Annotated in this window: 25 protein-coding genes; 15 read left to right on the top strand and 10 right to left on the bottom strand. The window is 68.7% G+C overall.

Annotated elements, in window-relative coordinates; genetic code table 11:
* Nucleotides 1-24: 24 nt before the first annotated feature.
* Nucleotides 25-1,650 (bottom strand): flavin-containing monooxygenase, encoded by a 1,626-nt coding sequence (locus tag ACOGXE_RS02800; RefSeq protein WP_419932433.1) that lies wholly within the window; start codon nucleotides 1,648-1,650, stop codon nucleotides 25-27.
* 146 nt (nucleotides 1,651-1,796) lie between these two features.
* Here ACOGXE_RS02800 and ACOGXE_RS02795 point away from each other — a divergent pair, with 146 nt between their 5' ends.
* The gene (locus ACOGXE_RS02795) at nucleotides 1,797-3,359 is read left to right on the top strand and encodes an amidase (RefSeq protein ID WP_419932432.1); all 1,563 of its coding nucleotides are present in this window, start codon (nucleotides 1,797-1,799) and stop codon (nucleotides 3,357-3,359) included.
* Here the strand turns inward: ACOGXE_RS02795 and ACOGXE_RS02790 are convergent.
* Nucleotides 3,348-5,798, bottom strand: a complete 2,451-nt coding sequence (locus tag ACOGXE_RS02790) for a hydantoinase/oxoprolinase family protein (protein ID WP_419932431.1) — start codon at nucleotides 5,796-5,798, stop codon at nucleotides 3,348-3,350. The two genes, ACOGXE_RS02795 and ACOGXE_RS02790, sit on opposite strands and share 12 nt — an antisense overlap.
* 134 nt (nucleotides 5,799-5,932) lie before the next feature.
* Between ACOGXE_RS02790 and ACOGXE_RS02785 the strand changes: the two genes are divergently transcribed.
* Nucleotides 5,933-6,340 (top strand): rhodanese-like domain-containing protein, encoded by a 408-nt coding sequence (locus ACOGXE_RS02785; RefSeq protein WP_419932430.1) that lies wholly within the window; start codon nucleotides 5,933-5,935, stop codon nucleotides 6,338-6,340.
* 37 nt (nucleotides 6,341-6,377) lie between these two features.
* Nucleotides 6,378-8,624, top strand: coding sequence for a N,N-dimethylformamidase beta subunit family domain-containing protein (locus ACOGXE_RS02780; protein WP_419932429.1), 2,247 nt, complete (start codon nucleotides 6,378-6,380; stop codon nucleotides 8,622-8,624).
* A gap of 17 nt (nucleotides 8,625-8,641) precedes the next feature.
* Here ACOGXE_RS02780 and ACOGXE_RS02775 read toward each other — a convergent pair whose 3' ends face one another.
* Nucleotides 8,642-9,382 carry a hypothetical protein gene (locus ACOGXE_RS02775; protein WP_419932428.1) on the bottom strand — a complete coding sequence of 247 codons (741 nt, stop codon included), beginning with the start codon at nucleotides 9,380-9,382 and terminating at the stop codon, nucleotides 8,642-8,644.
* A 93-nt stretch (nucleotides 9,383-9,475) separates the two neighbouring features.
* Between ACOGXE_RS02775 and ACOGXE_RS02770 the strand changes: the two genes are divergently transcribed.
* Nucleotides 9,476-10,630, top strand: a complete 1,155-nt coding sequence (locus tag ACOGXE_RS02770) for an NAD-dependent epimerase/dehydratase family protein (protein ID WP_419932427.1) — start codon at nucleotides 9,476-9,478, stop codon at nucleotides 10,628-10,630.
* A 25-nt stretch (nucleotides 10,631-10,655) separates the two neighbouring features.
* On the opposite strand, the gene ACOGXE_RS02765 is transcribed toward ACOGXE_RS02770, so the two are convergent.
* The 3 genes from ACOGXE_RS02765 to modA are packed head-to-tail and all read right to left on the bottom strand — an operon-like array spanning nucleotide 10,656 to nucleotide 13,434.
* Nucleotides 10,656-11,837, bottom strand: a complete 1,182-nt coding sequence (locus ACOGXE_RS02765; RefSeq protein WP_419932426.1) for an ABC transporter ATP-binding protein — start codon at nucleotides 11,835-11,837, stop codon at nucleotides 10,656-10,658.
* Nucleotides 11,834-12,676 carry a molybdate ABC transporter permease subunit gene (gene modB, locus ACOGXE_RS02760; RefSeq protein ID WP_419932425.1) on the bottom strand — a complete coding sequence of 281 codons (843 nt, stop codon included), beginning with the start codon at nucleotides 12,674-12,676 and terminating at the stop codon, nucleotides 11,834-11,836. Before modB ends, ACOGXE_RS02765 begins: the two co-directional genes overlap by 4 nt.
* Nucleotides 12,673-13,434, bottom strand: a complete 762-nt coding sequence (modA, locus tag ACOGXE_RS02755) for a molybdate ABC transporter substrate-binding protein (protein WP_419932424.1) — start codon at nucleotides 13,432-13,434, stop codon at nucleotides 12,673-12,675. The genes modB and modA overlap by 4 nt, the downstream gene beginning before the upstream one ends.
* A gap of 136 nt (nucleotides 13,435-13,570) precedes the next feature.
* Between modA and ACOGXE_RS02750 the strand changes: the two genes are divergently transcribed.
* Entirely contained in the window at nucleotides 13,571-13,855 is a 285-nt protein-coding gene (locus ACOGXE_RS02750) for a hypothetical protein (protein WP_419932423.1), read from the top strand.
* 10 nt (nucleotides 13,856-13,865) lie between these two features.
* On the top strand, nucleotides 13,866-14,777 hold the full coding sequence (locus ACOGXE_RS02745) for an MBL fold metallo-hydrolase (protein WP_419932422.1): 912 nt from the start codon (nucleotides 13,866-13,868) through the stop codon (nucleotides 14,775-14,777).
* Between the two features lie 32 nt (nucleotides 14,778-14,809).
* Here the strand turns inward: ACOGXE_RS02745 and ACOGXE_RS02740 are convergent, their stop codons facing one another.
* Complete coding sequence (locus ACOGXE_RS02740) at nucleotides 14,810-15,934, bottom strand: DUF418 domain-containing protein (RefSeq protein WP_419932421.1); 1,125 nt, start codon at nucleotides 15,932-15,934, stop codon at nucleotides 14,810-14,812.
* A 43-nt stretch (nucleotides 15,935-15,977) separates the two neighbouring features.
* Nucleotides 15,978-17,069 carry a Zn-dependent alcohol dehydrogenase gene (locus ACOGXE_RS02735; protein WP_419932420.1) on the bottom strand — a complete coding sequence of 364 codons (1,092 nt, stop codon included), beginning with the start codon at nucleotides 17,067-17,069 and terminating at the stop codon, nucleotides 15,978-15,980.
* Nucleotides 17,070-17,227: 158 nt separating this feature from the next.
* On the opposite strand from ACOGXE_RS02735, the gene ACOGXE_RS02730 reads away from it, so the two are divergent.
* The 8 genes from ACOGXE_RS02730 (at nucleotide 17,228) to ACOGXE_RS02695 (ending at nucleotide 24,990) form a co-directional block, all read left to right on the top strand.
* Complete coding sequence (locus tag ACOGXE_RS02730) at nucleotides 17,228-18,616, top strand: 3' terminal RNA ribose 2'-O-methyltransferase Hen1 (RefSeq protein WP_419932419.1); 1,389 nt, start codon at nucleotides 17,228-17,230, stop codon at nucleotides 18,614-18,616.
* 10 nt (nucleotides 18,617-18,626) lie between these two features.
* Nucleotides 18,627-21,164: a polynucleotide kinase-phosphatase gene (locus ACOGXE_RS02725; protein ID WP_419932418.1), complete on the top strand. Its 2,538-nt coding sequence runs from the start codon at nucleotides 18,627-18,629 to the stop codon at nucleotides 21,162-21,164.
* An 83-nt stretch (nucleotides 21,165-21,247) separates the two neighbouring features.
* Nucleotides 21,248-21,514, top strand: coding sequence for a hypothetical protein (locus tag ACOGXE_RS02720; protein ID WP_419932417.1), 267 nt, complete (start codon nucleotides 21,248-21,250; stop codon nucleotides 21,512-21,514).
* 24 nt (nucleotides 21,515-21,538) lie between these two features.
* Nucleotides 21,539-21,844 carry a carboxymuconolactone decarboxylase family protein gene (locus ACOGXE_RS02715; RefSeq protein WP_419932416.1) on the top strand — a complete coding sequence of 102 codons (306 nt, stop codon included), beginning with the start codon at nucleotides 21,539-21,541 and terminating at the stop codon, nucleotides 21,842-21,844.
* Nucleotides 21,841-22,683 (top strand): acyl-CoA thioesterase domain-containing protein, encoded by an 843-nt coding sequence (locus ACOGXE_RS02710; RefSeq protein WP_419932415.1) that lies wholly within the window; start codon nucleotides 21,841-21,843, stop codon nucleotides 22,681-22,683. The genes ACOGXE_RS02715 and ACOGXE_RS02710 overlap by 4 nt, the downstream gene beginning before the upstream one ends.
* A 21-nt stretch (nucleotides 22,684-22,704) precedes the next feature.
* Nucleotides 22,705-23,556 carry a thioesterase family protein gene (locus ACOGXE_RS02705; protein ID WP_419932414.1) on the top strand — a complete coding sequence of 284 codons (852 nt, stop codon included), beginning with the start codon at nucleotides 22,705-22,707 and terminating at the stop codon, nucleotides 23,554-23,556.
* The gene (locus tag ACOGXE_RS02700) at nucleotides 23,553-24,431 is read left to right on the top strand and encodes a 1,4-dihydroxy-2-naphthoate polyprenyltransferase (protein WP_419932413.1); all 879 of its coding nucleotides are present in this window, start codon (nucleotides 23,553-23,555) and stop codon (nucleotides 24,429-24,431) included. Before ACOGXE_RS02705 ends, ACOGXE_RS02700 begins: the two co-directional genes overlap by 4 nt.
* Nucleotides 24,432-24,486: 55 nt before the next feature.
* Nucleotides 24,487-24,990, top strand: a complete 504-nt coding sequence (locus ACOGXE_RS02695; RefSeq protein WP_419932412.1) for a YbaK/EbsC family protein — start codon at nucleotides 24,487-24,489, stop codon at nucleotides 24,988-24,990.
* 23 nt (nucleotides 24,991-25,013) lie between these two features.
* Here the strand turns inward: ACOGXE_RS02695 and ACOGXE_RS02690 are convergent, their stop codons facing one another.
* Together ACOGXE_RS02690 and ACOGXE_RS02685 are read right to left on the bottom strand one after the other, a co-directional pair.
* The gene (locus ACOGXE_RS02690; protein WP_419932411.1) at nucleotides 25,014-25,721 is read right to left on the bottom strand and encodes a ubiquinone/menaquinone biosynthesis methyltransferase; all 708 of its coding nucleotides are present in this window, start codon (nucleotides 25,719-25,721) and stop codon (nucleotides 25,014-25,016) included.
* Entirely contained in the window at nucleotides 25,718-26,164 is a 447-nt protein-coding gene (locus tag ACOGXE_RS02685; protein WP_419932410.1) for a hypothetical protein, read from the bottom strand. Before ACOGXE_RS02685 ends, ACOGXE_RS02690 begins: the two co-directional genes overlap by 4 nt.
* A 51-nt stretch (nucleotides 26,165-26,215) precedes the next feature.
* Between ACOGXE_RS02685 and mshD the strand changes: the two genes are divergently transcribed.
* The gene (gene mshD / locus ACOGXE_RS02680) at nucleotides 26,216-26,992 is read left to right on the top strand and encodes a mycothiol synthase (RefSeq protein ID WP_419932409.1); all 777 of its coding nucleotides are present in this window, start codon (nucleotides 26,216-26,218) and stop codon (nucleotides 26,990-26,992) included.
* Nucleotide 26,993 lies beyond the last annotated feature (1 nt).

Genomic DNA, 26,993 nt, shown 5'->3' with positions numbered 1-26,993 from the left:
TGGGTCGATCAGGCTCTGGGTCGATCAGGCGAGGACAAACCCGCGGTAGTTGTCCGACGCCACGTCCTCGCAGATCTCAACGTAGGGCGGGAAGCCCGGCAGCGGCATGAAAACCCGGGTTTTGCCCGGGATGTTCGCCCCCAGGTACCACGAGTTGCAGGTGGGAAACAGCGTGAGATCGGCCACGGCGTTGACGTAATCGACCCAGTAGGCCTCGGCATCGGGCTCGGGCTCGATCGTGGCGGCACCCCGCTCGCGCAGGTCCACCAGGCACCGGGCGATCCAGTCGACGTGCTGCTCGATGGACGGGATCATGTTGGTCAGCACCGACGGGCTGCCGGGCCCCGACACGGTGAACATGTTCGGGAAACCGGTCACGCCCAGTCCGAGATAGGTGCGCGGCCCGGCGTCCCAATGATCGGCCAGTCGAGCGCCGTCACGTCCGGTGATGTTCATCCGCAGCAGGGTTCCGGTCATGGCGTCGAAGCCTGTGGCGAACACGATTGCATCCACCGGGTACTCCTCGCCGCCGACCACAACGCCGGCTGCCGAGATTCGCTCGATCGACGTATCGGACACGTCCACCAGGTGAACATGCGGCAGGTTGAAGGTCTCGTAGTAGTTCGTGTCGAGGCACGGGCGCTTGCACGCAATGGTGTTGTGCGGGGTGAGCTTGGCTGCGGTCTCGGGATCGTCGACGATCTCGGCGATCTTGCCGCGGACGAACTCCGCCACCCGGCCGTTCGATTCGGCGTCGAGGCCGATGTCCCCGTAGGCCCGGTAGAAGGTGAAGCCGCCCACCTCCCACCGCTCCTGCATGCGCTCGTCGAACTCGGTCGCGCCTGCTTCCTTCGCGGGTTCTTCGCCATCGGGCAGTCGCTGCACCATCGCCGCTTGCTGAGTCAGCATCCTGGCCCGCCGCTCGCGGTAGTTGGCCTTCCAGTCGGCCTGATCGGCTGCATCCAATGGCTCGTTGCGGGCGGGCACCGAGTAGTTCGGCGTGCGCTGGAAGACCGTCAGCTCACGGCACTCGGCAGCGATGACGGGAATCGCCTGGATCGCCGACGACCCCGTGCCGATCACGCCCACCGACAGCCCGGAGAAGTCAACGCCTTCGTGCGGCCAGCGACCCGTGTGGTACGTGGGCCCCTCGAAGCACTCGACGCCGTCGAAGTGCGGGACATTGGCCGTCGACAGGCAACCGGTTGCCATGACGACGAAGCGCGACCGGAACTCGCCGCGGTCTGTTTGCAGGCGCCACTGGCTGCAGGCGTCGTCCCAGTCGACCTGGGTGACCGTCGTCTCGAAGCGGATGTCGCGGCGCAGGTCGTAGCGGTCGGCGACATGGTTGGCGTAGCGGAGGATCTCGGGCTGGCCGGAGTAGCGTTCGGTCCACTCCCATTCCTGCTCGAGTTCGGGATCGAAGGAGTACGAGTACTGCATCGACTCGACATCGCAGCGGGCACCCGGATAGCGGTTCCAGTACCACGTGCCTCCGACGCCGCTGGCTCGCTCGACCACCGCCACGTCGAATCCGAGCCCGCGGAGCTTGTGGAGCATGTACATGCCGGCGAAACCGGCGCCGACCACGACGACGTCATGGACGCTCGGCTCACCGTCGTTCATGCTCACTCCATCGGTGCCGCTCATCGCCGCAGAGACTAGCGATGCGTCGGAGGCTGAGCCCCGGGTCTGAGCGGCCCGCGAGCCCGCATCGAGTCGAAACTGGGAGCCTGAGCGGCAGGCACAGCATGAACACGCGGCCTGAAGTGTGGCGATGTGGCACGCTCCGGAAGATGGCTCAACCGTGCGACCTTGACGCGACTCGTGCGATAGCGCTGCTGGAAGCTGGCGAGCTGTCTGCCACAGAGCTGCTGGAGTCGTGCCTCGCGCGGGTAGATGCCGTCGACCCCGCGGTGAACGCCCTCGTCATCCGCGATCGCGATGCGGCGCGTGCGACAGCACGGCAGATCGACCGTGCCCGTGCGCAGGGCGAACCGCTGGGGTCGTTGGCAGGACTGCCGGTGGCGATCAAGGACATCCAAGCAACGGCCGGGCTGACTACCACCTACGGTGCCGTGCCCTTCGCCGACAACGTGCCGGCCGCCGACGACGGGATCGTGGCGCGAGTGCGGGCAGCCGGCGCCGTCATCATCGGCAAGACGAACACACCGGAGCTCAGCATCGGCGCCAACACGGTGAATCGCCTCTTCGGCGCCACCGGCAACCCGTTCGATCCGTCGCTGACCTGCGGGGGCAGCTCCGGCGGTTCCGCTGTGGCGCTGGCATGCGGGATGGCGCCCCTTGCCACGGGGTCCGATCATGGCGGCAGCTTGCGCATCCCGGCCTCGTATTGCGGGGTGGTCGCCCATCGCTCCACGCCCGGCACTGTCGCGCACGATGAGCGCACGATCGGGCGGACCAACTACAGCGTGCAGGGACCGATGGCTCGTACGGTCGCCGATGCTGCGCTGCTGCTGTCGGTCGTCGCCGGTCGCGATCGCGCCGCCCGCCGCGATCCCATGGCGTTCCCGCTCGACGCAGCTTCGTTGGCTCACCTGCCGGTCGTCGACGTGACGTCGTTGCGGGTCGGCGTCAGCGCCGATCTCGGCGGTTTGCTGGTCTCCGGAGCTGTCAAGACGGCGTTCGCTGACCGCATCGAGCGGCTGGCTGGCATCGTCGGTTCGGTCGAGGAGGCCGACATCGACCTCAGCGACGCGCTGGAGGTGGACTGGCAGCTCCGCTCGGACATCTTCGCCACCAACTATCACCGCAGCATTCACCGGTTCGACCCCGATGCGGCCGGCCCAGACGCCAAGAACCCAGACGGCGGTTTCAACCCCAATATCCGCGCCACCTACGACGAGGCGCTGCGGACGACAGTGCTCGACATCGCGAAGGCGCGGCGCCGCCAGGTGGAGCTGTACCGGGCGACCGACGCCTTGTTCGACACGTTCGACGTCCTGATCTGCCCCGGAGTGAGCGTGCCGCCATTCGACTGGCACCAGCTCTATCCCGCCGAGATCGACGGGCAGCCAGTGCGCAACTACATGGCATGGCTCGGCCTGTCGGCGGCGCTCACAGTGGTGGGTCATCCGGTGACCGCGTTGCCGTGCGGTCTCGACGGCCAGGGCACCCCGTTCGGTCTGCAGTTCGTCGGCCCGAGCTACAGCGACCGGCGGCTGCTGGGCGTCGCAGCGGCGTTGGAGGCTGCGTTTGCCGATGACCCGACCATGGCGCGGCCCGTACCCGATGTGGAATGGCTGGCAACGGTGGAGACCACCTGCCGGACCGAAGGCAAGCTCGTCCACGCAGCCTCGCCGCCCCAACAAGGAGCCGGCGGGGCTTCAGGTCAGTGAGGGGCGACCGGCGACGGTGACCCGCAGTGTCGCCTCGACGAAGAGCTCGCGGCCATTGCTCGGGGCGGTGCGAGTCTGGAAGTCGACGGTGACCTCGGGATCGAGCGCACCCGCCTCGGTCGCCTCGGACCTCGCCGCCTCGACTGCCTGCGTTGTTGCCCACTCCCGGGCCTCGGACAGGCTGTGCCAGATCGGCGGATCCTCGCCCCAGTGCGCCCGGTAGCTGCCGCGGCGGGGAGCCGTCACGGTGACGTGCTTGGTGATCCGTATGCGCGCCACCGCTGCGCCGACGGCATTCGCCACTTCGGCGTGAGGGGGGACCACCGAGACCGTGCCCAGTAGATCTGCGATCAGGGGTGCGTAGGTCACGGCGGGCGCGCCGATGACCACGATCGGAACGGCCACGCCGGCGTCGATCCGCGCGAGCGGCACCGGATCGGACGGTTCCGATACGACATCGCCGGCCACGGGCACGCCTGCGGACTCGCCGAGGTCAAGCAGGCCCCAGAGCGGGCTTGCGCCGCTACGCGCTGCATCGCCGGGCGCCGCATAGCCGAGCGGCACCTCGTCGGGCGCTGCGCCATCGGACGCTGCACTATCTGACGCTTGGCCAACGGACCCAGGCGCAGCGGGACGGCCGAGGGTGCGCTGCCGGCGGTCGAGCGCGGCCTGGGCGAGCGGCCGCCGAATCTCGGTGGGGACAATGCCGTCAGAACCGAGCGCCACGCCTAGCAGCGCCTCTGCGGCGTCACGCAGCACCACCCCCAGCACCCGCCGCGACAACTCGACGGCCCCCGTGCCGATCTCGACGCCGTAGCGGTCGCGCTGGCGGCTGAACAGCTCACTGCCCAGCCGCGCCGCCTCTGCATCGCCCACCGCTTCCGCATCGACCAAGCCGAGCACGACGCAGGCATCGGTCGGCGTCAGCGCCGCACGCCGCAGCGCGCCGCTGCGTTCGAGCCGTCCCAGCGCACCACGCCAGCGGGCCGATCGCTTCAGGTCGGCCAACTGGAGCGCCCCTCCTGCCGCCTGCACCAGCCGCATGACTTCGCCATCGATGCCGCCAGCACCGTCATTGCCGCCAGCGCCGGCGTCGGGGCCCTCGGGTCTCGCGTCGAGCAGAACCTGTCCGAATTCGGCCAGCGGAGTGTCTGCGGCGAGCTGCTGGCGCAGCATTCCCAGCACGACATCGGGATGCCGCCGGGCTGCGACGCACAGCGGGATGACCCGGCGCGGCCCGATGGCCAGTTCGCCGCTGGCGCCATCGGCGGGGATCCAGATCTCGCTGTCTCCGCCCAGCCCGACGGTGGTCGTGGGAAGCGCCGTCACCATCGTGGCGTGACCGGCCACGACGGCCGTGTCGTCGTCGTCGGACGACCCTGCCACGGCAACGCCGTCGCGGATCGCGGCGATGTCCGTCGTGGTGCCGCCGATGTCGGCGATGAGACAGGCCGCGTCGATGTCGGGTCCACTCTCAGGGGCCGACGTCGCAAGGTGGCGGGCGCCGATCACGCTCGCCGCAGGTCCAGAGAGCACCGTTTCGATGGGGCGCAGCGTCACGAAGTCAGCCCCCACGAGCGAGCCGTCGCCGCGTACGACCATGAGCGGCGCGTTGAGTCCGAGCGACGCCATGGCTGCCCGGATCGCGTCGGTGAACCGCGCCGTGACCGAGATGAGCTGGGCGTTGAGCAGCGTCGTCACTGCGCGGCGCGGGCCGCCGAGCCGCGGCGACAGCTCATGGCTGCACGTCACCGGCTTGCCGGTGAGCTGGCGAATGGCGTCACGCGCCGCCAACTCGTGCGAGTTGTTGCGGACGCTGAATTGGGCCGCCACCGCATACGCATCGACAGCTCCGTCGATGAGTTCCGTAGCCCGATGCAGTTCGTCCAGGTCCAGGGGGGCACGCATGTCACCTTGGGCGGTGTGGCCGCCGCCGACCAGCACCACCGGCGCGGAGGCCAGATTCCCGCTCGCGCGCTCGTGGTCGGGGCCGCTGCCCCGGTCACCGGACGGGGAGCCCGCCCGCGTGCCGCCTCGCTGCGCGTTGCCCACTCCCAGGCCGACGCGCGCCAGCGCTTCGAGTTCGAAGCCGATGGCGACCAAGCCGGCGGGACGGCCCGCACCCTCCACGAGCGCGTTCGTTGCCAGCGTCGTCGAGACCGCCACCAGCCCGATGTCGGCTGCGCTCGGGGGGCTGCCTGCAGGGGCTGATGCAGCTGATGGATCTGCTGATCCGTCGCCTCCGGCAAGCACGCGCGTCATGGCCTCGACCACGCAGCCGTAGAGGTCATCGTGCCTGGTCGGGGTCTTGGCAGCCGCCACGACGCGGTCGGCGGCTCCATCGGCGCCGAATGCGTACACGACGGCGTCGGTAAACGTGCCGCCGGTATCGATGCCCAAACAGAAGCGGCCTGGCGCCGGCCCGAGCGGTGTCGTCACCGCAGAAAGTGTGCCAGCGAGAAGCCGGCGGGCGCGGCGACCTGCGGGTCGAGTGGACTCGAATGCTCGCGTCGGTGAGACTGCGGGCACGGTGGCAGGCTGGCCGCCGGAACAAGCGCTGCTAGGAGGAACCGATGGGCGTCAAGTCAGTGAACGAGATGGTTGCGGAGGCCAAGACCCGCATCGACAACATCTCACCGGCGGAGGCGCACCGGCGTGTCACCGAGGAGAACGCGTTGATCGTGGACATCCGCGATGTCCGTGAGCTCCAGCGAGACGGTGCCATCGTGGGCTCTACGCACGCACCTCGCGGCATGCTCGAGTTCTGGGTTTCGCCCGATTCGCCGTACACCAAGGCAGAGTTCCAAGAAGGCCGAGAGCTCATCTTGAGCTGCGCGGCCGGTGGCCGGTCCGCCCTGTCTGCTGACACGCTGCAGGACATGGGAGTGGCCAAGGTCAGCCATATCGAGACCGGCTTCGCCGGCTGGAGAGCTGACGGGTTCGCAGTCACCGACTACGAGTCGTTCAGGTCGCAGCGCTGATCACCGCAGGATTGCCTGCCCACCGGAGGTCACAGCGGTGACGGACACTGACGCGCCCGAGGCCAAACGAGTCACCGGCTATTGCGAGCCGTGGTCGCTGCGCGCCGGCGAGCCGATCCGGTTGATGGCATCGTCGCATCAGCCGGGCCCGGCTCAAGTCGACATCACGCAGATCGTCTGCGGAGACCCCACCCGATATGGCCCCGGTTTCGACGAGCGGCCGGTACCTGCAGCCGGAAGCTGGTCGGTCGAACTCGACGAACAGCCGCTCACCCCTGGCTCGTACGGCGTTGCATCCCTCGACAGCCTTCCGGGCGGAGGACGGGTGGCCCTGCAGGCATGGGTGATGCCGACACTGCCTGATCGGCCGGCGCGCATTGCGACACTGACGGCACGGCCCGCAGCGGCACCTCAGGGATCGGCAAGCATCGACATCCTGCGGCTCGAACTCGACGGAGGTCGAGCGGTTGCGGTGAGCGCGGCGACCGGGCCAGAGACTCGAGTCGTCATCGACGAGGTACCGCTCACCCGCAACCGGTGGTACCTGATCGCAGCCGATCTCGACCCCGAGTCGGCGACGCTGAGCGCCGTGCTGGTGACACCGCTCTCGGACTCGCCTGGTCGAGACGCCGTCGAAGGAGACCGGCTCAGCGACAGATCTGCAAGCGACCTGTCGTCGGGTTGGGCCTTGCACGCCGACCACGGCGTGCGAGCAGCGACAACCTTGGGTTCGACGGCTCCCGCTGCGGGGTTCGCTCCCGATGAGCTGTGGCTCGCTGCCGGCCGCGGCGGCGAACGATACGACGGCCGCATCGCGAGACCGGTGCTGCAGTGCGGCGAAACCACCGCTCGCTGGGATCTCAGCGCCGACATGGCCGGTCGCACAGTGCCGGCCAGCGAGGGGGCCGCCGGACCGCTCGTGCTGCACCAGCTGCCGACCCGTGGGATCACCGGACCCGCGTGGGACGGTTCTGCGCACCGGTGGTCCGACAATCCAGCGCACTACGACGCCGTCCACTTCCACCACGACGACCAGTACGACGCCGGCTGGGAGACCACCGTCGAGGCGACGCTGCCGGAGGATCTGCCGAGCGGGATCTACGCCTTCCGGGTGCGCGGCGCTGCCGGCGACGACCGGGTGCCGTTCTTCGTCCGCCCCGCCGCAGGCGCACGCGCCGCCGACGTGGCCCTGCTGATGCCGACAGCGACATACATGGCCTACGCCAACCACCGGATGCTGATCGACGGTGCCGACTTCATGTCCACGCGCGTCAAGCTGCGGCCAGAGCACGCCTATGTCCGGGATCATCCCGAGCTCGGCCTCAGCCACTACGAGAAACACCCTGACCGCAGCGGCGTCATGTTCAGCTCGCGCCTTCGGCCGGTACTGAACCTGCGCCCCGGCGCAGACGGCTGGAACTTCACGCCTGACACCGACATCAACGCCTTCCTCGAGCACCTTGAAGTCGGCCACGACATCGTGACCGACGAGGACCTGCACGCCGACGGCCTGGCTGCCATCGCGCCGTACCGGGTGCTGGTGACCGGCAGCCACCCTGAGTACTGGTCCACCGCCATGCTGGACGCGCTCGCCGATTGGCAGCGAGACGGCGGCCGGCTGATGTACCTGGGCGGCAACGGCTTCTACTGGCGGGTGGCGTTCAGCGACGCCTGGCCGGGTGCCATCGAGCTGCGCCGGGCAGAGGACGGCGTACGGAACTGGCAGACCGGGCCGGGGGAGAGCTACCACGCCTGGGGCGGCGAGTACGGGGGGCTGTGGCGCCGCCAGGGCCGTGCCCCCAACGAGATCTGCGGCATCGGCTTCGCGGCGCAGGGTTTCGAGAAGGCCACCTACTTCGTCCGCGATCCCGGAGCGGACAGCTCGCGCGCGGCGTGGATCCTCGACGGGGTGCCGGGCGAGCACATCGGCACCTCCGGGTTGGGCGGCGGCGCAGCTGGTCAGGAGGTGGACCGCTACGACGAACGGCTCGGATCACCAGGCCACGCTGTGGTATTGGCCTCGGCGACCACGTTCGGGCCCGACATGCTGCGCACCAAGGAGGAGTTCGAGGGCTCGGTGTTCTTCCCGACTCCCGACCCGATGGTGCGCGCCGACATGGTCTTCTACGAGACGCCGAACGGCGGGGCGGTGTTCTCGGTCGGTTCGATCTCGTGGTTCGGCGCGCTGGCCCGCGACGGGTACGACAACGACATCGCACGCATCACAGCCAACGTCGTGCGACGCTTCGCCGACCCTGAGCCTTTCCCGCCGCCGGCTGCCTGACGGCGCAAGGCGGTGGGTCAGCCGTCCTTGCGTGCTTCGGAGATGAGTTCGCTCACCCGATTTGCCGCTGGGGTGTAGTCGGGATCGACTTCGGGGCCGGGCACGAACTCGGGTATCTCGACGCGTTCTGGGCCCGATGGCGGCGCTGAGCGAGCCGGCTTGGCGGGCTCGGCCGCTTCCGGCTGCGCGGCGGGAGCGGCGGCAGGAGCGGGGGCCTCCTGCTCTGCAGCAGGAGCCGCAGCAGTCGCTGGTGCGGGCTCCTCTGTCGTGGTCTCGGGTGTCTCGGGTGCCGCTGCGGCGGTGCTCTCCGGCGCCGCAACACCGGTTGCGTCGCGCGCGGACTTGGAGCGGGCGAGCAGTGCGGCCAACCGCGGATCGCCGTCGCCTTCGTCGCCGGACAATTCTGCGGGTGTCTCGGCTGCCGGTGCTGCGCTTTCTCCCGCAGCCGGCTCCTCGGTGCTCGCTGCTGGCAGCCCGCGGGACTCGGCGGCTGCGGCGCGAGCTTCGGCGAGGCGAGCACGCTCCTGCGCGGCCTCGATCTCCTCCCGGGCCCTGCGGGCCAGGAATTGCGGCCACTCGTCCTCGGGCACCAGCTTGCTGTGGGCGACCGAGATTGCCTCGACGTCATTGTCGAACCGCACGCGATACCGCTTGATGGCGAATCCGAGGCCCCTGCCGCACTTGCCCGGCGTGCCTTCGGGAACTCCAGGGATGTCCTCGGTTACTACTACCCGGGTGCCGCGCCTGTACTCGCTCATGACCCGGTTCCGCTGACACTCGCGCTCATCGTTGCGGGAGCGTACCGGCGAATCGAGCTTGCTTCACTGGCCCGGCACCTAGATTGCTTCGGCGTGAGCGAGCGAACGGCGTTGGTCGTGGGCGGCACCGGCCCGACAGGGCCCCACGTGGTGAAGGGCTTGCTGGAGCGCGGCTACCGGGTGACGATCTTGCACACGGGACGCCATGAGGTCGACGAGATCACCGATCTCGTCACCCACATCCACACTGATCCGTTTGACGCCGCCCAGTTCGCCGAAGCCATCGGCCCGGCCACGTACGACCTGTCGGTGGTGATGTACGGCCGGCTGCGTGAGATCGCACGGGTGATGGCGGGTCGTGTCGCCAAGTTCGTGAGCATCGGCGGCTTCCCCGTCTACAGCGGCTGGGGCGACGCCGATGCCTTGTGGCCCGCCGGCATGCGAGTGCCGACGCGCGAGCTCGATCGCCTGGTCTCTGACGAGCCGCCGGACTTCAGGGTGAACAACAAGGTGCGCCAGATCGCCAACACGGAGCTCGTCGTGTTCGGTGAGCACCCGACGGCCTCGCACCTGCGCTACCCGTGGATATACGGCCCCGGACAGATCAGCCCGCGCGAATGGAAGATCGTGCGCCGCGTGCTCGATGGCCGCACTCGCATAGTGCTGCCCGACGGCGGTGTGACGTTGCAGGCAATGGCCGATTCGCGCAATGCCGCAGCGATGGTGCTGGCGGCCGTCGACGCCGGCGCACGCTCGTCCGGTCAGGCCTACAACGTGTCCGATGAGTGGACGCCCACGCTGCTGCAGTGGGTCGAGATCATCGCAGCGGCGCTGGACCACAGCTTCGAGATCGTGTCGATCCCGTGGGAATTCGCAGCCGTGTCCCACCACCTCACGCAGCGCAGCACACCGCATCACCGGGTGATCAACTGCGACAAGGCGATTCACCAGCTCGGCTATCGCGATGTCGTGGACCCGGTGGAGGGGCTGACGGACACGGCGCGCTGGCTAGCTCGCGAAGAGCATCACCCGGAGCCCGGCGGTGTCATGGAGCGCTCGCTGGTCGACCGGTTCGACTACGAGGCCGAGGACCGTCTCATCGACGTGTGGCAAGCAGCAATCGCGCGTGACGACATCGCGGCGGCCGCGGCTGCGGCCGACCCCGGTTTCTTCGACCGCTACGCCGCCGAATTCGACGATCGTCCCGGCGCCGGCAAGGGGTGGACCTCCGTCAGCCGCTCCGGCTGAGCGGGGTGACTGTCAGCCGCTCGGGCTAGTCGCGGCTGTCGGGAGCGAGCTCGACCTCGGTGGCTTTGACCGACACCCACAGTGTGGTGCCGGGTCGGATCAGGAGTTCGTGAGCCGCCCCTGGCGTGATGTCCGCTGTCAGCGGCAGCGGAGCGCCGAGCAGCACACGGGTGATGTCGCCGAGCGGTTCGACAGCCTCAGCAGTCGTGCGCCACACATTGCGCGGGCTGCCGCTGGGCCGCTCGCGGTGCAGTGCAATCGCCCGTGGATGGATCGTGGCCAGGACCGGCCCGCTCGCTGTCGTATCGGCGGCGTGAAGCAGCACCGCGCTGCGACGGCTGCCGCCGTCCGTCGCAGCACCGTCGTCGGGCGTCACGGTGATCTCGCCGCCTTGAACCGTGCCGCGTACCAGATTGATCCCGGACAGGTCGGCGGCGTAGTCGGTGGCCGGGGCGCGCCGCAGCTCATCGGGCGTTCCCGACTGGGTGAGTCGCCCGTCCTCGAGGATGTGCACTCGATCGGCCAGCACGAACGCGTCGGTCGGGTCGTGTGTGATCAACAGGCGGGGCACGTCGGGGGTGCCGTGCGGCGGTACTGGTGCAGTGGTGCCGCCGCCGTTGCGTCCGCTGGAGAGATGGGCGGCCAGGTTGCGCCGGAGTCGGTTGCGAGCGGTGACGTCCAATGATCCGAGCGGTTCGTCGGCGAGCAGCAGATCGGGACCGCAGGCGAGCGCCCGGGCGAGGGCCACCCTCTGGCGCTGGCCGCCCGACAGCGCCCGGGGCCGCCGGTGACCGAGATCGCCGAGGTCCATCGCATCAAGCCAGGCCTGCGCATGCTCGTGAGCCTCAGCGCGGCGCATACCCCGGGCGGTCAAGCCGAAGGCGACGTTGTCGAGCGCGTTGAGATGGCGGAACAGGACCTGGTCTTGGAACACCACGCCGATACGACGGCGTTCGGGTGCGATGAAGACGCCGGCGTCGGGATCGTCGAGGACCCTGCCGGCGAGCCGGACCATGCCTCCGTCCAGCGGCAGCAGCCCGGCGATTGCCGCAACGATCGTGGATTTGCCCGCACCGTTGGGGCCGAGCAGTGCCGCGGTCTCGCCTGCGGCTACCTGCAGCGACACGTCCAGCTCGAAATCGCCCCGCACCAGCCGGATGTCGGCCTCCAGCCCGCTGGCGTGCCTTTCGGTGACTTCGGTACTCATCGGCTCGGCCACCAGCGATCCCGCAGGGCGATCAACAGACCGAGGGACAGCGCGACCAGCACGAGGCTGATGGCAACCGCAGCGTCCCGGTCCGACTCCAGGGCCACGAAGACGGCGAGTGGCAGCGTCTGGGTCCGTCCGCCGAGATTGCCGGCGAACGTCACCGTGGCGCCGAACTCTCCCAAGGCGCGGGCCCAGGCCACCACCGTCGCCACACCCAACGCGGGCCCGATCATCGGCAGCGTCACCTTCCACAGCGTGCGCAGCCGCGATGCCCCGAGCGTGGCGGCGGCGGCCTCGTACCGCCGATCCAGGTTCCGCAGTGCTCCCTCGACGGTGAGAATCACCAGCGGCGTGGCAACGAACGCATTCGCCAGGATGACACCCCAGATCGAGTACGGCAGCAGCAGACCGGTGGCATCGTGCAGCGGCCCGCCGACGACACCGCGCCTGCCGAGTGCGAACAGCAGCGCCGCCCCGCCCACGACCGGCGGCAGCACCATCGGCAGCGTCACGAGCGCTCGCACCGCCGAGCGACCCCGGAAGGGCACCCTTGCCAGCACCCATGCGAGCGGCACGCCGACGATCGCGGCTACCGCGGCCGCTGCGACCGACGACACCACCGAAAGCACGGCGGCATCCACCACGAAGCGGCTCGACAGGTGCGTCCAGAGCCCGGTCCACGGGGCGCGCGCGGCGAGCCCGACGAGCGGGAGGGCGAACAGCACGACGCCGAGACCGGCGAGCAGCGCGACCGGCCACGGCGGCAGCTCCCGCGCCGCCCGGCGGACCGGTTGTTCGTCCGATTCGGATGCACTCAGAGATGTCGTGCCCGTCATGGTGCCCGAAACCCGTGGTCCTCGAAAGCGTCTCGGGCTGTCGCTGACAGCAAGAACTCCACGAAAGCCGCCGCGGCCCCTGGGTTGAGTGCATCGGTGAGCACTACGGCTTGGTAGGTCGTCTCGGGCGCTGCGCCGGCCGGCCAGCCCAGGTCCTCAATGTCCTCGACGGAAGCGGCATCGCTGGCATAGACCACCGCGGCGTCGAGTTCGCCGGCGGCCAGTTTGGTGACGAGGGCGCGGGCGTTGGGCTCGTCGGTATCGGGGGCCGCTGCGATGCCTGCCCGGGTCAGCCCGGCCCGAGCGTGGGTCCCGCAAGGCACTTCAGCGGCACAGAGCCCGATCAGCAGCTCGGGACGTGACAGATCGGCGAGCGATGCGACCCCCGCGTCGTTGCCGGCCGGCACCGCGAGCACGAGCGAGTTTCGGGCCACTGCTACCGGCGTGCCCACGAGACCCATCTCGTCGCTGATTGTCTCGAGATGCACCGGGTCGGCGGGAACGAAAACATCGGCCGGGGCTCCGGCGAGCACTTGCTCGCGCAACGCGGAGCTTCCCGCCGCCGAGATCAGCACTTCCACTCCTGAGTGGCGCCGCTCGAAGTCGGCCGCAAGCGTCTCGGCGACGGGCAGCAACGAAGCAGCGACAAGGACATGCAGATCGCCGCTGAGTGCGTCGCCGCCGGTGAGAGGAACGTCGTTGTTGCGCGTCGGCGAGCACCCGGTCACCAATGCCAACACCGTCAGCCAAGGCAGCATGAGCGTCGTTCCGAGGCGGGCCGCAGCCCGGCAGTTTCCCCCACGGCAGCCACCCATAGTCGCGCCAGTGTGCCCGGTGCCGGCGGCGGTCCAAATTGGGCGCGTCGTCCTGGATCAGCCGTTCTATGGTGTGCCCATGGCCGCCGGTTCCCTCGCAGCGACGTCGATCGTGGTCGAAGCGTGGGTCGTGCTTGTGGCGGCGGCAAGCATCGTGGTGGCTTTCGTCGGCACCGGATTGACGATCACGTACCACCTTGCCGGTCGCATCGACCATCAAGGTGCGCTGCTCGGCGGTCGCATCGACCATGTCGCCGGCGAACTCGTGCTTGTGAGGGAGCGAGTGGCGCGCGTGGAGGTCTTGTTCTCCGATCGAAGGCATCCCTCAGATCCCTCCAGCGAGCCGCCGCTAGCGGGCGCGTAGGGTCCCACCTGTGACAACGACGCTCGATTGGTATGGGTGCGCGACCTTCCGGCTGCGCACGGCCGGCCTGGTGATCTTCCTCGACGCCTACATCGACCGGGCGGACAACGCCGTCGGCCCGGGCCTGTCGGCCGACGATGTCACCGAGGCGGACTGGGTGCTCGTGGGCCATTCGCACTTCGATCACCTCTATGGGGCCGAGCGCATTGTGGCCAACACCGATGCCACCCTGATCGCGTCCTACGAGTCGGTGCGGGTGATGGCAGAAGCCGGAGTCCCCGAAGAAAGGATGATCTGCGTGGCCGGCGGCGAGACGGTGGATCTCAGCCGGGGTGATCGGGGAGCAGGCGTGCGGGTGTCGGTGTATCCCAGCCAGCACTCCTGCGTGTGGTCGCATACCGAGATGGACCAGCCCGACCACGTCTGCCTCGGCGATCTCGGCGTGACGTGGCAGGAGCAGCAGCAGAAGTTCGCGGAGCTGATGAAGTACCTGGCGACCGAGGTCGATGCCGCCACCAGCTCCCACATAGCGGCGTCAGCCGCCGGCCACAGCGACCGCGGCGATGGGGGAGCGCTGCTGTTCCTGATCGAGGCGCCGGACGGATCGGTGCTGTTCCAGGACACCTCGGGGCACTGGTCGGGTGTGATGCGCGACCTGCGCCCCGACGTGGCGATTCTGGCGGCGGCCGGCCGCGGCAACATCGACGGCGAGCCCATCCAGGGCTCGCTGGCGCAGTTCATCGGGCGCCAGGCCGACCTGCTGCGGCCCCGCAAGGTCATCCTCGGCCATCACGACAACTGGCTGCCCGGGTTCTCGGTGCCCACTGACACCTCGTCGATCGCGACGGAGCTGGCCCGCGTCACGCCCGGAGTCGAATTCCTCGAGCCCGGCTACATGGAAGCCACGCCGATCCTGCCGTAGTCGAAGTCGGGCAACGCGACTCGGCGCGTCAGCTAGCGGGCACGCAGCGGCTGCCAGCGGCGATAGGTGGCGCAGCGCCACAGCCACTCGACCGGGCCGAAGCTGAACCGGTCCAGCCAGGCCTTCGACCACCAGAGCTGCACCGCCCACACGGCCACCACGAACACGGCGGCCCAGGTGCGACTCAGCTCCACATCGCCCAGCAGCGCGCCGAGCACGATGAGGCCCAGGGCGGTCTGGCTGAGGTAGTTGGTGAGCGCCATCCGGCCGAGCGCACGGACGCGCTGCCGCAGGGCCGAGTCTCGGGCTGAGTTCCACAGCACGATCAGGCTGAGGTAGCCGAGGCAGAGCGGCACCGTGGCGATGGTGTTGGGGATGGTGCCTGCGACGGCCCAGTCGATGTCGAAGTCGGTTGCCGCCATGAGGGCTAATCCGGCGCTCGACAGCGGCAGCCCGACGCCGAGACCCCACACTGCGAGGCGGCGATAGAAGGCAGCCGGCAGGCGGCCGGTGATGATGCCGGTCCGGTAGAGCGCTGCGCCGATGAGCATGGCGCCCACTGCCCGTCCGAAGTAGTCGGCCAGGAACCAGGCTTCGATGACGTCGTAGTACTCGCCGTCGTTCCAGAAGTCGATGAGCACGGCCGAGAAGCTGCGCAGCGACGATTGCACGAGCCAGGAGATGACGGCGACAGCGGCGTAGCACGCGCCGCCAAGCGAGAAGAGCACCTTGGTCGGCAGGCGGCGCAGGGCCAGCACGATCGGCGCGCACAGCGCATAGACGAACAGCACGTCGCCGTCCCAGAACGACAGGTGCACGATGCCGATGACCAGCAGCAACCCGTTGCGCCACAGGCTCAGCAGCACGCTGCGCCGCCCTTTGGCGGCGGCCCGCTCGGCGAACAGCACGATTCCCGCGCCGAACAGCATCGAGAACAGGCCCATGAACTTCTGGTCGGCGAAGATCTCGCCCGCTCCGCCGATCATCCAGTCCAGGAAAGATCGCGATCCGCCGGCATCGAGATTGGTGTACGCGGCGGCAGGCAGGCCGAACGCCACGGCGTTCATGATCAAGATGCCGAGCACTGCGACGCCCCGCACCGCGTCCAGAGCGGTGTTGCGCTCGCCCCTCGGCGTTGCGGAACTGTCTGACGGCATCTCGGCCGCGGGGCCCTGCTGCCTTCGCAGGACGGTCGCTGGGTCAGTCGAAGGTGACGACGGTGCGGGTGGCCTCGCCGGCCTTCATCCAGCCGTAGCCATCGTTGATCTGGTCGAGGTCGATACGTGCTGAGATCATCTCGTCGAGCATCAGGCGCCCGTCGAGATACAGGTCGATCATCATCGGAATGTCGCTGCGGAACTGGTTCGAACCCATCATCGAGCCCTGCAGCTTCTTCTCCGACAGGAAGTCGATGCCGCGGAGCTCCACCTTGGTCTTCGACGGCACCATGCCGATCACGGTGGCGGTGCCGCCGATGTCGAGCATGTTGAACGCCTGCTGCACCGTGGTGGCCAGGCCGATGGCCTCGAAGCTGTACTCCACGCCGCCGCCGGTCATGTCCTTCACCGCCGTGACCACGTCGTCCACCTCGGCGGCATTGACGGTGTCGGTGGCGCCCATCTGGCGAGCGGTCTCGAGCTTCGTTTCGGTCATGTCCACGGCGATGATGCGCCCGGCGCCGGCAACCCGAGCGCCCTGCACGGCCGACAGCCCGATGCCGCCGCAGCCGATCACGCACACCACGCTGCCCACGCCCACGCCAGCGGTGTTCACTGCGGCGCCAAAGCCTGTGGTGACGCCGCAGCCGATGAGGCAGGCCCGGTCGAGCGGCATGTCTGGCCGCACCTTCACCACAGCGTTCTGGTGCACGAGCATCTGCTCGGCGAAACCGCCGAGCCGAGCCATCTGGCCAACCTCGGTGCTGTCGTCACGCTCGAGCCGGGCCGCGGCGCCCTTGGCCCGCGAGGTGGCCCGAATATTGGTGCAGCGGTGCGGGTTGCCCGACAGGCAGCGGTGGCATTGGCCGCAGAAAATCGATAGGCACGCCACCACGTGGTCGCCGGGCTTCACGTAGCTCACGTCGCTGCCCACAGCCTCCACCACACCGGCCGATTCGTGGCCCATCACCAGCGGGAGCGGCGTGCGGAACAGGCCCTCCATGAAGTGCAGGTCGCTGTGGCACAGCCCCGCGCCCTTGGTCTGGATGAGCACCTCCTGCGGCCCCGGCTTGTCGATCCGCAGGTCCTCGATTTCCAGGTCGCCTGGCTGTTCGCAGAGCACTGCAGCCTTCATGTCACGCCCCCTCGCGTCGATCGGTCGTGTCCCACGACCGTATTCGCATCCCGCTGAGACTACGCGCGATCGCTGAACCCTGTTCGGGCCCTGAAGCGCGGCAATGCTCTCGATAATGCGGCGGTCCTCGGCGGCCCATCGGTTTGAATAAGGCCTCCATGCTGGTTTCGCTGACCTCGACGACACCCGATGCCCGGGACCTGGGATTCCTGCTGCACAAGCATCCCGACCGGGTGCGGTCGGTTGATGTCGGTTTCGGGCAAGCCCACGTCTTCTATCCCGAAGCGACGCAGCACAGGTGCACCGCGACGGTCTTTGTCGAAGTCGATCCGGTCGGGCTGGCCCGCAGCCAGCGCCGGAATCGGCCCGGGGGCCTCGAGCCGTACGTGAACGACCGACCGTATGTAGCGTCGTCAATGCTCAGCGTGGCGCTCGCTCGGCTGTTTCGCACGGCGATGAGCGGCAAGTGCGATGCCCGTCCCGAGTTGGTCGAGCTGTCCTTGGATCTTGAAGTGGAGTTGCCGGTCGTGCCTGTGCGGGGCGGCTCCGAAGTGCTCCGGCGGTTGTTCGAACCACTCGGCTACGACGTAGAGGCCCAGCCCATCGCGCTGGACACGCACTTCCGGCCGTGGGGCGACAGCCCGTACTTCGGGGTGCGCGTGAGCGGTCGGCATACGGTCCGACGCGCGCTCGAACACCTCTACGTACTGCTGCCCGTGCTGGACGACCGCAAGCATTACTGGATCGGGCAGGACGAGATCGACAAGCTGCTGCGACGGGGCGGCGATTGGGTCAAGTCGCATCCCGAAACTCAGATGATCTCCCGGCGGTACCTGCGCTTTGGCGGCTATGCCCGCGAAGCGCTGTCCCGCCTGGCGGATGCCGGCGAGGACTGCGATGCGGTGGCCGAGCGTCAAGAAGGCCATGAGCAGGCGATCGAACGCCCGCTCAAACTGAGCGAACAGCGGTTGGAGGCGGTCGCCGACGCTGTCCGCGGGCTCGGGGGAGGCCGGGTTGTCGACCTGGGATGCGGTGAAGGCCGCTTGCTGGAACGGCTCGTCGCCGAGCCCGCAGTCACCGAGGTGCTGGGCATCGATGTCTCGATCGCCGCACTGCAGCGAGCGCAGCGACGCCTGAGCGTCGATGAGTTGTCGGAGCGGCGCAGGGAACGGATCTCGCTCCAGCAGGGAGCGCTCACCTACACAGACCCGCGCGTATGCGGTTTCGACATAGCGACGATGGTGGAGGTGATCGAGCATGTCGACATCGAACGGCTCGATGTGCTCGCCGAGGTCGTCTTCGGTCATGCCGTGCCGGGCGCCGTGGTGCTGACGACGCCGAACCGGGAATACAACACGAAGTTCGAGCATCTCAGTCCGGCAGGCCTGCGGCATGGCGATCATCGCTTCGAATGGACCCGGAGTGAATTCGCTGCCTGGGCTCACAGCGTGTCAGACCGGTTCGGCTACAGCTTTGAGATCGACGGCATCGGCCCGCAGGACCCTGATTGCGGATCGCCGACCCAGATGGCGATCTTCCGGCGGTGAACCCGGTTCGATGAGAACAGCACTCACCAGCATCAAGATCCCCGAACTCGGCCTCGTCGTGCTCTGTGGCGCATCGGGCTCCGGCAAGTCGACGTTTGCCCGTCGACACTTCGCTGAGACCGAGATCGTGTCGAGCGATCGATGCCGAGCCTTGGTCGGCGACGACGAGACGGATCAATCGGTGACGCCTGCCGCCTTCGAACTGCTCCACAAGATTGTCGACAAGCGTCTCGAGCTGGGACGCCTCACCGTCGTCGACGCCACCAGCGTCAAACCCGAGGACCGCACGTCACTGATCGAACTGGCGCGCCGAACCGACGTGCTCGCAACGGCGCTCGTGTTCGACCTTCCGCTGGCGCTGTGCTTGGAGCGAAACGGCGAACGCCGGGATCGCACAACGCCCGAGCACGCAATCAGACGCCAGCACGCGACGCTGCGCCGCACTGCCAAGCGCCTCCGCAAAGAGGGCTTTGCGCGGGTGTACACGATCGGGTCAGCGTCCGAGCTCGACTCGGTCGAGATCGTCCGCACCAAGCTCTGGAACGATCGTCGAGACGATGCCGGGCCGTTCGACATCATCGGCGACGTCCACGGCTGTCACGCCGAGCTCGTGGAGCTGCTCGGCGAGCTGGGCTACGACACGTCGGCCGAGCCCATCGCTCATCCCGAGGGTCGCAAGGCGGTCTTTCTGGGCGACCTTGTCGACCGCGGTCCCGGTGTGGCCGAGGTGCTGGAAGTGGCCATGTCGATGGTTGCCGCCGGCACCGCGCTGTGCATCCTCGGCAATCATGAGAACAAGCTGCGCCGCGCCCTCGCTGGGCGCAGTGTCCAGCTGTCCCACGGGCTCGCTGAATCACTGGAACAGTTCGAAGCGCGCGGCCCCGAATTCTCTGAGCAGGTCGCCGGGTTCATCGACAGCTTGGTCAGCCACTACGTGCTCGACGGCGGCCGCCTCGTCGTGGCCCATGCGGGACTGCCCGAGCGGTACCACGGGCGCTCATCGGGCCGCGTGCGCACGCTCGCGCTGTATGGCGATACCGACGGGGAGACCGATGAGTTCGGCCTGCCGGTGCGGTACGAGTGGGCCGCCGACTACCGGGGTGAGGCGGCTGTCGTGTATGGCCATACTCCGGTACCGGCGGCGGGTTGGGTCAACAACACCATCTGCCTGGACACGGGGGCGGTGTTCGGCGGTGAGCTGACCGCGCTGCGCTGGCCTGAACGGGAGCTGGTGTCTGTCGCCGCCGCGCGGGAGCACTATGCGCCGATCCGGCCTGCTGCGGACGATGCGCCCCGGCACTCGACGCGTCACCTGAGCCTCGACGATGTCCTCGGCAAGCACCACGTCGACACCGGACTGATGGGGCGCGTCACCATCGACGCAGAGCGTTCGAGTGCTGCTCTGGAAGTCATGAGCCGGTTCGCCGTGGATCCTCGGTGGCTCGTGTATCTGCCGCCCACGATGGCGCCCGCTGCCACCAGCAAGCGTGAGGACTTTCTGGAGCATCCGGATGAAGCGTTCTCGCTGTTCCGCGAGGCCGGCGTCAGCGACCTCATCTGCCAGGAGAAGCACATGGGTTCGCGGGCAGTGCTCATCGTCGCCCGCGACGCGGCTGCAGCGCAGTCGCGTTTCGGCATCACGAACGACGACGCAGGCGTCATCGTGACCCGCACGGGCAGACCCTTCTTCGGTGAGCCCGGTGCGGCCCGGATCCTGCTCGAGCGCCTGCGGGAGGCGGCCGAGGCAGCCGGCACCTGGGATCAGCTCGGCACCGACTGGCTCGTCGTGGATGCGGAGCTGCTCCCGTGGTCGGCGAAATCAGCGGGGCTAGTGCAGGACCTGTACGCCGCCGTCGGAGCAGCAGGCACCAGCGTGCTTGCGGCCGCTTCGCATCTGCTGTCCGGCGCCCGAGGCCGGGGCATAGATCTGGATTCCCTCGCACAGCGAACCCGCAAGCGCGCGGAACACGTCGAACAGTATGTCGATGCGTACCGGCGCTATTGCTGGCAGGTCGAAGGTGCCGAAGGGATCGAGATGGCGCCGTTCCAACTGCTTGCGGCCGAGGGCGAGGTGCTGGCTCGTCGCCCGCATAGCTGGCATCTCGAACAGATCGATGCGTGGATCTCGGCGAGTCCCGACGGATTCCGCCGGACAGCTCGTCGCTCTGTCGATCTCGACGTCGATGCCTCCGTGACGCAGGCGACGGATTGGTGGTTGTCGATGACCGAGGCCGGCGGCGAAGGAATGGTCGTCAAGCCGGCATCGTCCATCGTTCGCACCGGTGACGCCCTAGCGCTGCCGGGTGTCAAGTGCCGGGGACGTTCGTATCTCCGGATCATCTACGGGCCCGAGTATCTCGAACCGGCGAATCTCGAACGGCTTCGCGGCCGATCGCTGGGTCGCAAGATGTCGCTGGCACGACGGGAGTTCGCGCTCGGGATTGAGGCACTCGACCGGTTTGTCGCCAACGAGCACCTGTCCAGGATTCACGAGTGCGTCTTCGGCGTGCTCGCGCTGGAGAGCGAACCGGTCGACCCACGGCTGTAGCCCGGCTGCAGCGCGCTGGAAGCGCTGGATGTGCCGGCCTGCGGTAGCGTCGTTTCCAGCGAGCCTGCCGCCAAGGGGGAGTCATGGCGAACAAGCACGGCTACTTGCCGAAGGTGACCGAGCTGGACGACAAGCAGCAACGCCGGCTCGACACCTGGTACGCCAAGGCCTACACCGACGACAACCTGTTTCGGACGCTCGCCGCCGACGAGACCACCATCGACCTGTTCCTCGGTTGGGTCGGCGCTGTGTACGGCGGCCATCCCGACGAGGACGCCGGTGCGCTTGACCGGCACATGATCGAGCTGTGCCGCATCCGGATGGCCAACCGCAACGAGTGCTTCCACTGAAGCCTCGTCAAGAGCGCATCGTTGGTGCGCACCGGACTGACCGACGAGGTCGTCGCCCAGTTGGCCGACTACGAGGCGTCGGACTTGCCCGAGTCGTGGAAGGCCGCGCTCGCGCTGTGCGATCGGCTCTCGGGTTACGAGCACAAGGGCGTGATCCCGCCCGAGCTGTACGAGCGGCTCGCGGATCACTTCAACGAGCAACAGATTCTGCGCCTCGGCGCGCTGCTTGCCTCCGCGAGCGGGTGGCACCGGATGATCGAGGCGTTCGGCATCCGGCCCGACCACTACCAAGCCGACCAATCTGCCCCTTGGGCTGCAGCAGCGGGTTGAGCTCGGGCGAGGAGCCGCTGTCGCCAGGCGATCGGCTCGCAGACGTCGTCGAGTTCTTCGGCGTGCAGGCCACCGACGACGAGTTGTGCTGGCACCTGCCCATCTCGCCGAACGTCGCCAACTATCTCGGTGTGATGCACGGCGGCTGCGCTCTCGCTGCTGTCACCGCGGCCGCCGAGACATGGAGCGAGCGACCGCTCGCAGCGGCTTCGGCGCAGTTCATGGCCCGTGTCCCGCTCGGCGGCAGTGCGGAGATCACCTTCGACATCGGCTCGGCCGGCAAGCGGATGACGCAGGTGCTCGCACAGGTCACCGATTCGGCCGACGGCCGAGTGCTGATGCGAGCGTTGCTGGCACTGGGCGGTCGCCGGCTCGGCATCGACCAGGACTGGGGACAGCCGCCCGACGTTCCGGGGCCGGATGAATGGCAGCGCCGTACGGTGCCGGACAACGCCGTTGCGTCGTTCAGCACTGACGCCGACATCCGGTTCGGGCCTCACCGTGCCGGCGATCGGAGGATTCTCTGCTGGGCGCGGCTCGCCGGCACGCTGGCATCCACACGCCAGGGGCTGATTGCGCTGGCGGACACGCTCGCAACGGGGATGCACCGCAGCCTTGGCCTGAAGTGGCGTGGCGGCAGCATCGACAACACCGTGCGCATCGCCGGCGATGCCGACTGCGAGTGGGTCCTGCTGGATATCGAGACCGACGGGTTCCACAACGCTGTCGGCCACGGCGTCGTGCGGATCTACACGCCCGACGGCGGGTTGCTGGCCACCGGGAACCAGTCGTTCGCCGTGGCGCGGGTGTCCGGGCCGGTAGAGGGCTTCCGGCCGTAGTCAGCACTAGCTTTCGGCTGCGTGAGCGCCGAGGCTGCCACCAGCGACGCTGCGCCGCAGGATCCGCACGTCGGCGAGGTGATCGAGTTCTTCGGTCTTCAGCCGACAGCCGAAGAGCTGCGCTGGCTGCTGCCAGTCACCTACGACGTGGCGGGCGCCACCGGCACGCTGCATGGCGGGTGCGCGCTCGCGTCCGCCGTGGCAGCCCTCGAGAGCGTCACGGGCCGGCCGATGGCCGCTGCCTCGGCCCAGTACCTGGCGCGGCTGCCGGTCGGGGGCTGTGCGGCCATCGCCCTCGACATCGGCGCCAGCGGCAACCGCATGACCCAGGCCTCCGCTGAGATCACCGACGCTGCCGACGGCCGGGTCATTCTGCGTGCGCTCGTGTCGCTCGGCGGCCGGCAGCTGGGCATCGACCAGACATGGACGACCGCCCCGGACGTGCCGCCGCCGGAGTCATGCGAGCTTCGCGGCCCGACGTCGATCGAAGGCCGCTCGTTCACCGACCACGCAGACATCCGGCTCGCCGGCCAGCAGCCGGGCGAGCGTCACGTCCGGTACTGGGCGCGCCTCGACGGCACGCTCGCATCGACCGGGCCGGGCCTGACGGCACTGGCCGACCTGCTGCCAAGCGGGATGCGGGTCAGCCTCGATGCCGGATTCAGGGGGTCCAGCCTCGACAACACGGTGCGAATCTCCGGAGAAGCCGAGAGCGAATGGGTGCTCTTGGACATCGAGTCGGACGCCGTGCACAACGCCATCGGCAACGGCATCGTCCGCATCTATGCCGCCGACGGCGGTCTGCTGGCAACCGGCACCCAATCATTCGCGATCACCCGTATCACCGGCCCCCTGGGCTCGCCGCAGCAATGACCGGCGCACGCACGTGGCTGGCCGGCGCTCGGCCCCGCACCTGGCCGGCTTCGCTGGTGCCGCCGTTTGTGGGCACCGCAGCGTCGGATGCGGCGGCCGACGGCGCCATCGTGTGGTGGCGAGCGGCGTTCGCGCTGATCGTGTCGCTGTGCATTCAGATTGCTGTCAACTACGCCAACGACTACAGCGACGGCGTGCGCGGCACCGACGTTGCCCGCGTGGGTCCCCAGCGCCTGGTGGCCTCCGGAGCGGCGACTCCGGCTGCCGTGCGAAACGCGGCATTCGCGGCCTTCGGCGTCGCTGCGGCGTTCGGCATCGTGGTGGCAGCGGCGGTGTCGTGGTGGCTGGTTGCCGCTGGCGGCGCATCGATGCTCGCGGCCTGGTACTACACCGGGGGCCGCCGTCCGTACGGCTACCGGGGTCTCGGCGAGCTGTTCGTCTTCGTCTTCTTCGGACTGGTGGCCACCGCGGGCTCGGCCTTCGTCCAGGACGCCCACTTGACGGCGCTGGGCATCGCAGCCTCCGTTCCGGTGGGGCTGGGGTCGGTGGCCCTGCTCATCTCGAACAACCTGCGCGACCTGCCCACCGACGAGCAGGCGGGCAAGCGCACGCTGGCCGTGCGGGTGGGGGATCGGGCGACTCGGGCGATGTATGTCGTGGTGGTGTTCTTGATGGTGTTCTCGCCGCTGTATCTCACGGTGCTGCGGCCCTGGGCGATTCTCGGCGTCGCCGCTGCGGTGGTGGCGATCAGCCCCGTCCGTGCGGTGCTGCGCGGCGACACCGGCCCGGCACTGGTGGCGGTGCTGGTCGCGACCGGTCGCCTGCAGATCGTCACCGGAGTGTTGCTGACCGTCGGCCTGGCACTGGGAGGGTGACACCCGCCGTGCTGCATCCCGCCGCCGGACGGACGCCATCCGCCAAGATGTCCCGGTGAGCACGGAAGCAAGTTCTGACGCCGTCCTGGACCATCTCGCTGCGCTGGGTGTGGCATACGAGGTGGTGGAGTGCGATCCCGACTTCGCCGACACGGCGCAGTTCTGCGAGCGCTACGGCTATTCGATGGATGCGTCGGCCAACGCCATCTGTGTCGTGGGCAAGTCGGCCGAGCGGCCCATGGCGTGCTGCGTCGTGCTGGCGTCGACGCGGCTCGACGTGAACGGCGTCGTGCGGCGACGGCTCGGCACCCGCAAGGCGTCGTTCGCCGATGCCGACGAGACCGTGGCGCGCACCGGCATGATGATCGGCGGCGTCACGCCCTTCGGGCTGCCCGCGGACATCCCCATCTGGATCGACGGCCGCGTGATGGACTGCGACGAGGTCATCGTGGGCGGCGGCTCCCGCGACTGCAAGATCCTCTGCCCGCCTGCCTCGCTGGCCGAGCTGCCCACGGCCGAGGTCGTCACCGATCTGGCCAAGACGGTCTCCGCCGCCTAGGCGGAGTCGCTGAACGCGACGGTTCAGCCGGATCGGGTCGCCGTGATGAGCTGGGCGATGCCGCCGCTCAGCGCTGCCCGGTCCACGTCGCCGAAACCCGCCGCGGCGAGCTGGGCCAGCAGCACCGGCACTTCGGGCAGGTAGGACACGGACTCGGGCAGGTACCGGTAGGCAGACCGGCTCGAGAGCAGGCTGCCGACCGCCGGCACCACCTTGCCGAAGTACAGCTTGTGGCCGGCGCGCAGCAGCGGATTGGCCGGCTCGGCGACCTCGAGCAGCGCGATACGCGCGCCGGGCCGCAGCACTCTGGCGAGTTCGGCGAAGAACGGCTCGAGGCTGGCGAAGTTCCGCAAGGCGAAACCGCACGTCGCGCCGTCGAGCGAGGCGTCGCGCACCCCGAGGCAGAGCGCATCCGAGCGCGCCAGGGGGGCGTGCGTGGTGGCGGCAGCCAGCATGCCCGCGGAGAAATCCATGCCCACGGCGCGCAGACCTGCCGCTTCGAGCTCGTTGCACAGGTCGCCGGTGCCGCAGGCCACGTCGATGACCGTCTCGCCAGGCTGCAAGCCCAGAGCGCGGACGGCCTGGCGGCGCCAGCGCGTATCGAGTCGGAACGTCAGCAGCCGGTTCAGCAGGTCGTAGCGACCTGCGATCTCGTCGAACATCTCTTCGACGGCCGCGGCCTTCTCATGCTGTCGGGGCAGCTCGGAGGTGGGCCGCCGGCGAGATCTCACGTGAACCAGACGCGTCGATAGCTGCGGCTGATCGGGTGAAACAGCAGCACCAGCAACAGCGCGTCGAACAGCAGACGCAGGATGATGTTCAGCCCGAAGCCTCTGTCGACGCCCCACCACATGGTCGCCAAGGCAGCGTAGATCGCTGCAGCAGAGCACAGCCAATGGCCCCACCTGCGCTCATTCGCCGTGCCAGCACCCCCCGCCACGTACGCGCCGCCGAGCAGCACGGTGACCGCCACCGGCACGATGGTGTTGCTCAGGTCTTGCGCAGAGCGGTCGTCGACGAACAGGGCGCCGATGCCTTCGACTACGTCATAGGCCAGTTCTGCGTCGATGCCGTAGCCGAACAGCAGCAGCAGCGCCGCCGAGAAGTAGCTCAGCAGCACAGCGCTGTAGAGCGTCTGAGGCTGGCTGCGATTGAGCCACTTGATCTGGTTCACAGCGCAAGTGTGGCACTCACCGCACACCTGCTCAGCGTTAGCCTCGCCGCGGTGAGTGACGCAGCGAGTGCTCGAGCCGGTGCCGATCCCGTCATCTCGATCGGCGCCGACCCGCACGGTGCCGTGGTGGAGGCCAATGCCGCACACTGGCCGCCCGGATCGCTCGCTGCCGCCTTGCGCCGCCAGCTCGACGATCTCTCGGGGCCGGTGTCGGTCTGGATCGATCATCCCGACCATGGCGAGCAGGACCGGGAAGGCGGCGATCGGGCACCGAACGAGACCGAGCTCGGGCGGGGAATGGCCGAGCTCGGCCTGACGTTCGAGCGCGACCTGTACCGCATGGAGCGATCGCTGCCCATGGATCAGCCCAGCGGCATCGAGACGCGCTCGTTCGTGGTCGGCCAGGACGAACCGGCGTGGGTGGAGGTCAACAACCGTGCGTTCTCGTGGCACCGCGAGCAGGGCGGGTGGACGCTCGATCAGGTCGCCGAGCGCCAAGCCGAGCCGTGGTTCGACGCCGACGGCTTTCGCGTCTACGACATCGACGGCCACATCGCCGCCTACTGCTGGACGAAGGTGCACGCCGATGAGGACCCGCCGGTCGGAGAGGTGTACGTCATCGCGGTGGACCCCACCTACCACGGCCGCGGACTGGGCCGGGCCCTCACGCTGGCCGGCTACGAGCATCTCGCCGCTGCCGGCCTGACGAGGGCGATGCTCTACGTCGACGCCGACAACACGCCGGCGGTCACGCTGTACCTCGACCTCGGCCTCGAGGTGGCCGTCGTGCGGCGACTGTTCACCGGCACCGCCCCGCCGAGCTCCTAGA

Origin of the sequence: Candidatus Poriferisodalis sp. (genome assembly GCF_965208555.1) — a bacterium.
In the GTDB taxonomy this organism is placed as follows: domain Bacteria; phylum Actinomycetota; class Acidimicrobiia; order Acidimicrobiales; family Poriferisodalaceae; genus Poriferisodalis.
This window is presented reverse-complemented; position numbering and strand designations above follow the sequence as displayed.

Coding starts and splice junctions, on each gene's coding strand:
- modA (WP_419932424.1), bottom strand. CDS start 13,434: ATGCTGCCTTGGCTGACGGTGTTGGCATTGGTGACCGGGTGCTCGCCG.
- modB (WP_419932425.1), bottom strand. CDS start 12,676: ATGACGGGCACGACATCTCTGAGTGCATCCGAATCGGACGAACAACCG.
- ACOGXE_RS02795 (WP_419932432.1), top strand. CDS start 1,797: ATGGCTCAACCGTGCGACCTTGACGCGACTCGTGCGATAGCGCTGCTG.
- ACOGXE_RS02765 (WP_419932426.1), bottom strand. CDS start 11,837: ATGAGTACCGAAGTCACCGAAAGGCACGCCAGCGGGCTGGAGGCCGAC.
- ACOGXE_RS02730 (WP_419932419.1), top strand. CDS start 17,228: ATGCTGGTTTCGCTGACCTCGACGACACCCGATGCCCGGGACCTGGGA.
- ACOGXE_RS02720 (WP_419932417.1), top strand. CDS start 21,248: ATGGCGAACAAGCACGGCTACTTGCCGAAGGTGACCGAGCTGGACGAC.
- ACOGXE_RS02750 (WP_419932423.1), top strand. CDS start 13,571: ATGGCCGCCGGTTCCCTCGCAGCGACGTCGATCGTGGTCGAAGCGTGG.
- ACOGXE_RS02740 (WP_419932421.1), bottom strand. CDS start 15,934: ATGCCGTCAGACAGTTCCGCAACGCCGAGGGGCGAGCGCAACACCGCT.
- ACOGXE_RS02800 (WP_419932433.1), bottom strand. CDS start 1,650: ATGAGCGGCACCGATGGAGTGAGCATGAACGACGGTGAGCCGAGCGTC.
- ACOGXE_RS02785 (WP_419932430.1), top strand. CDS start 5,933: ATGGGCGTCAAGTCAGTGAACGAGATGGTTGCGGAGGCCAAGACCCGC.
- ACOGXE_RS02735 (WP_419932420.1), bottom strand. CDS start 17,069: ATGAAGGCTGCAGTGCTCTGCGAACAGCCAGGCGACCTGGAAATCGAG.
- ACOGXE_RS02725 (WP_419932418.1), top strand. CDS start 18,627: ATGAGAACAGCACTCACCAGCATCAAGATCCCCGAACTCGGCCTCGTC.
- ACOGXE_RS02700 (WP_419932413.1), top strand. CDS start 23,553: ATGACCGGCGCACGCACGTGGCTGGCCGGCGCTCGGCCCCGCACCTGG.
- ACOGXE_RS02775 (WP_419932428.1), bottom strand. CDS start 9,382: ATGAGCGAGTACAGGCGCGGCACCCGGGTAGTAGTAACCGAGGACATC.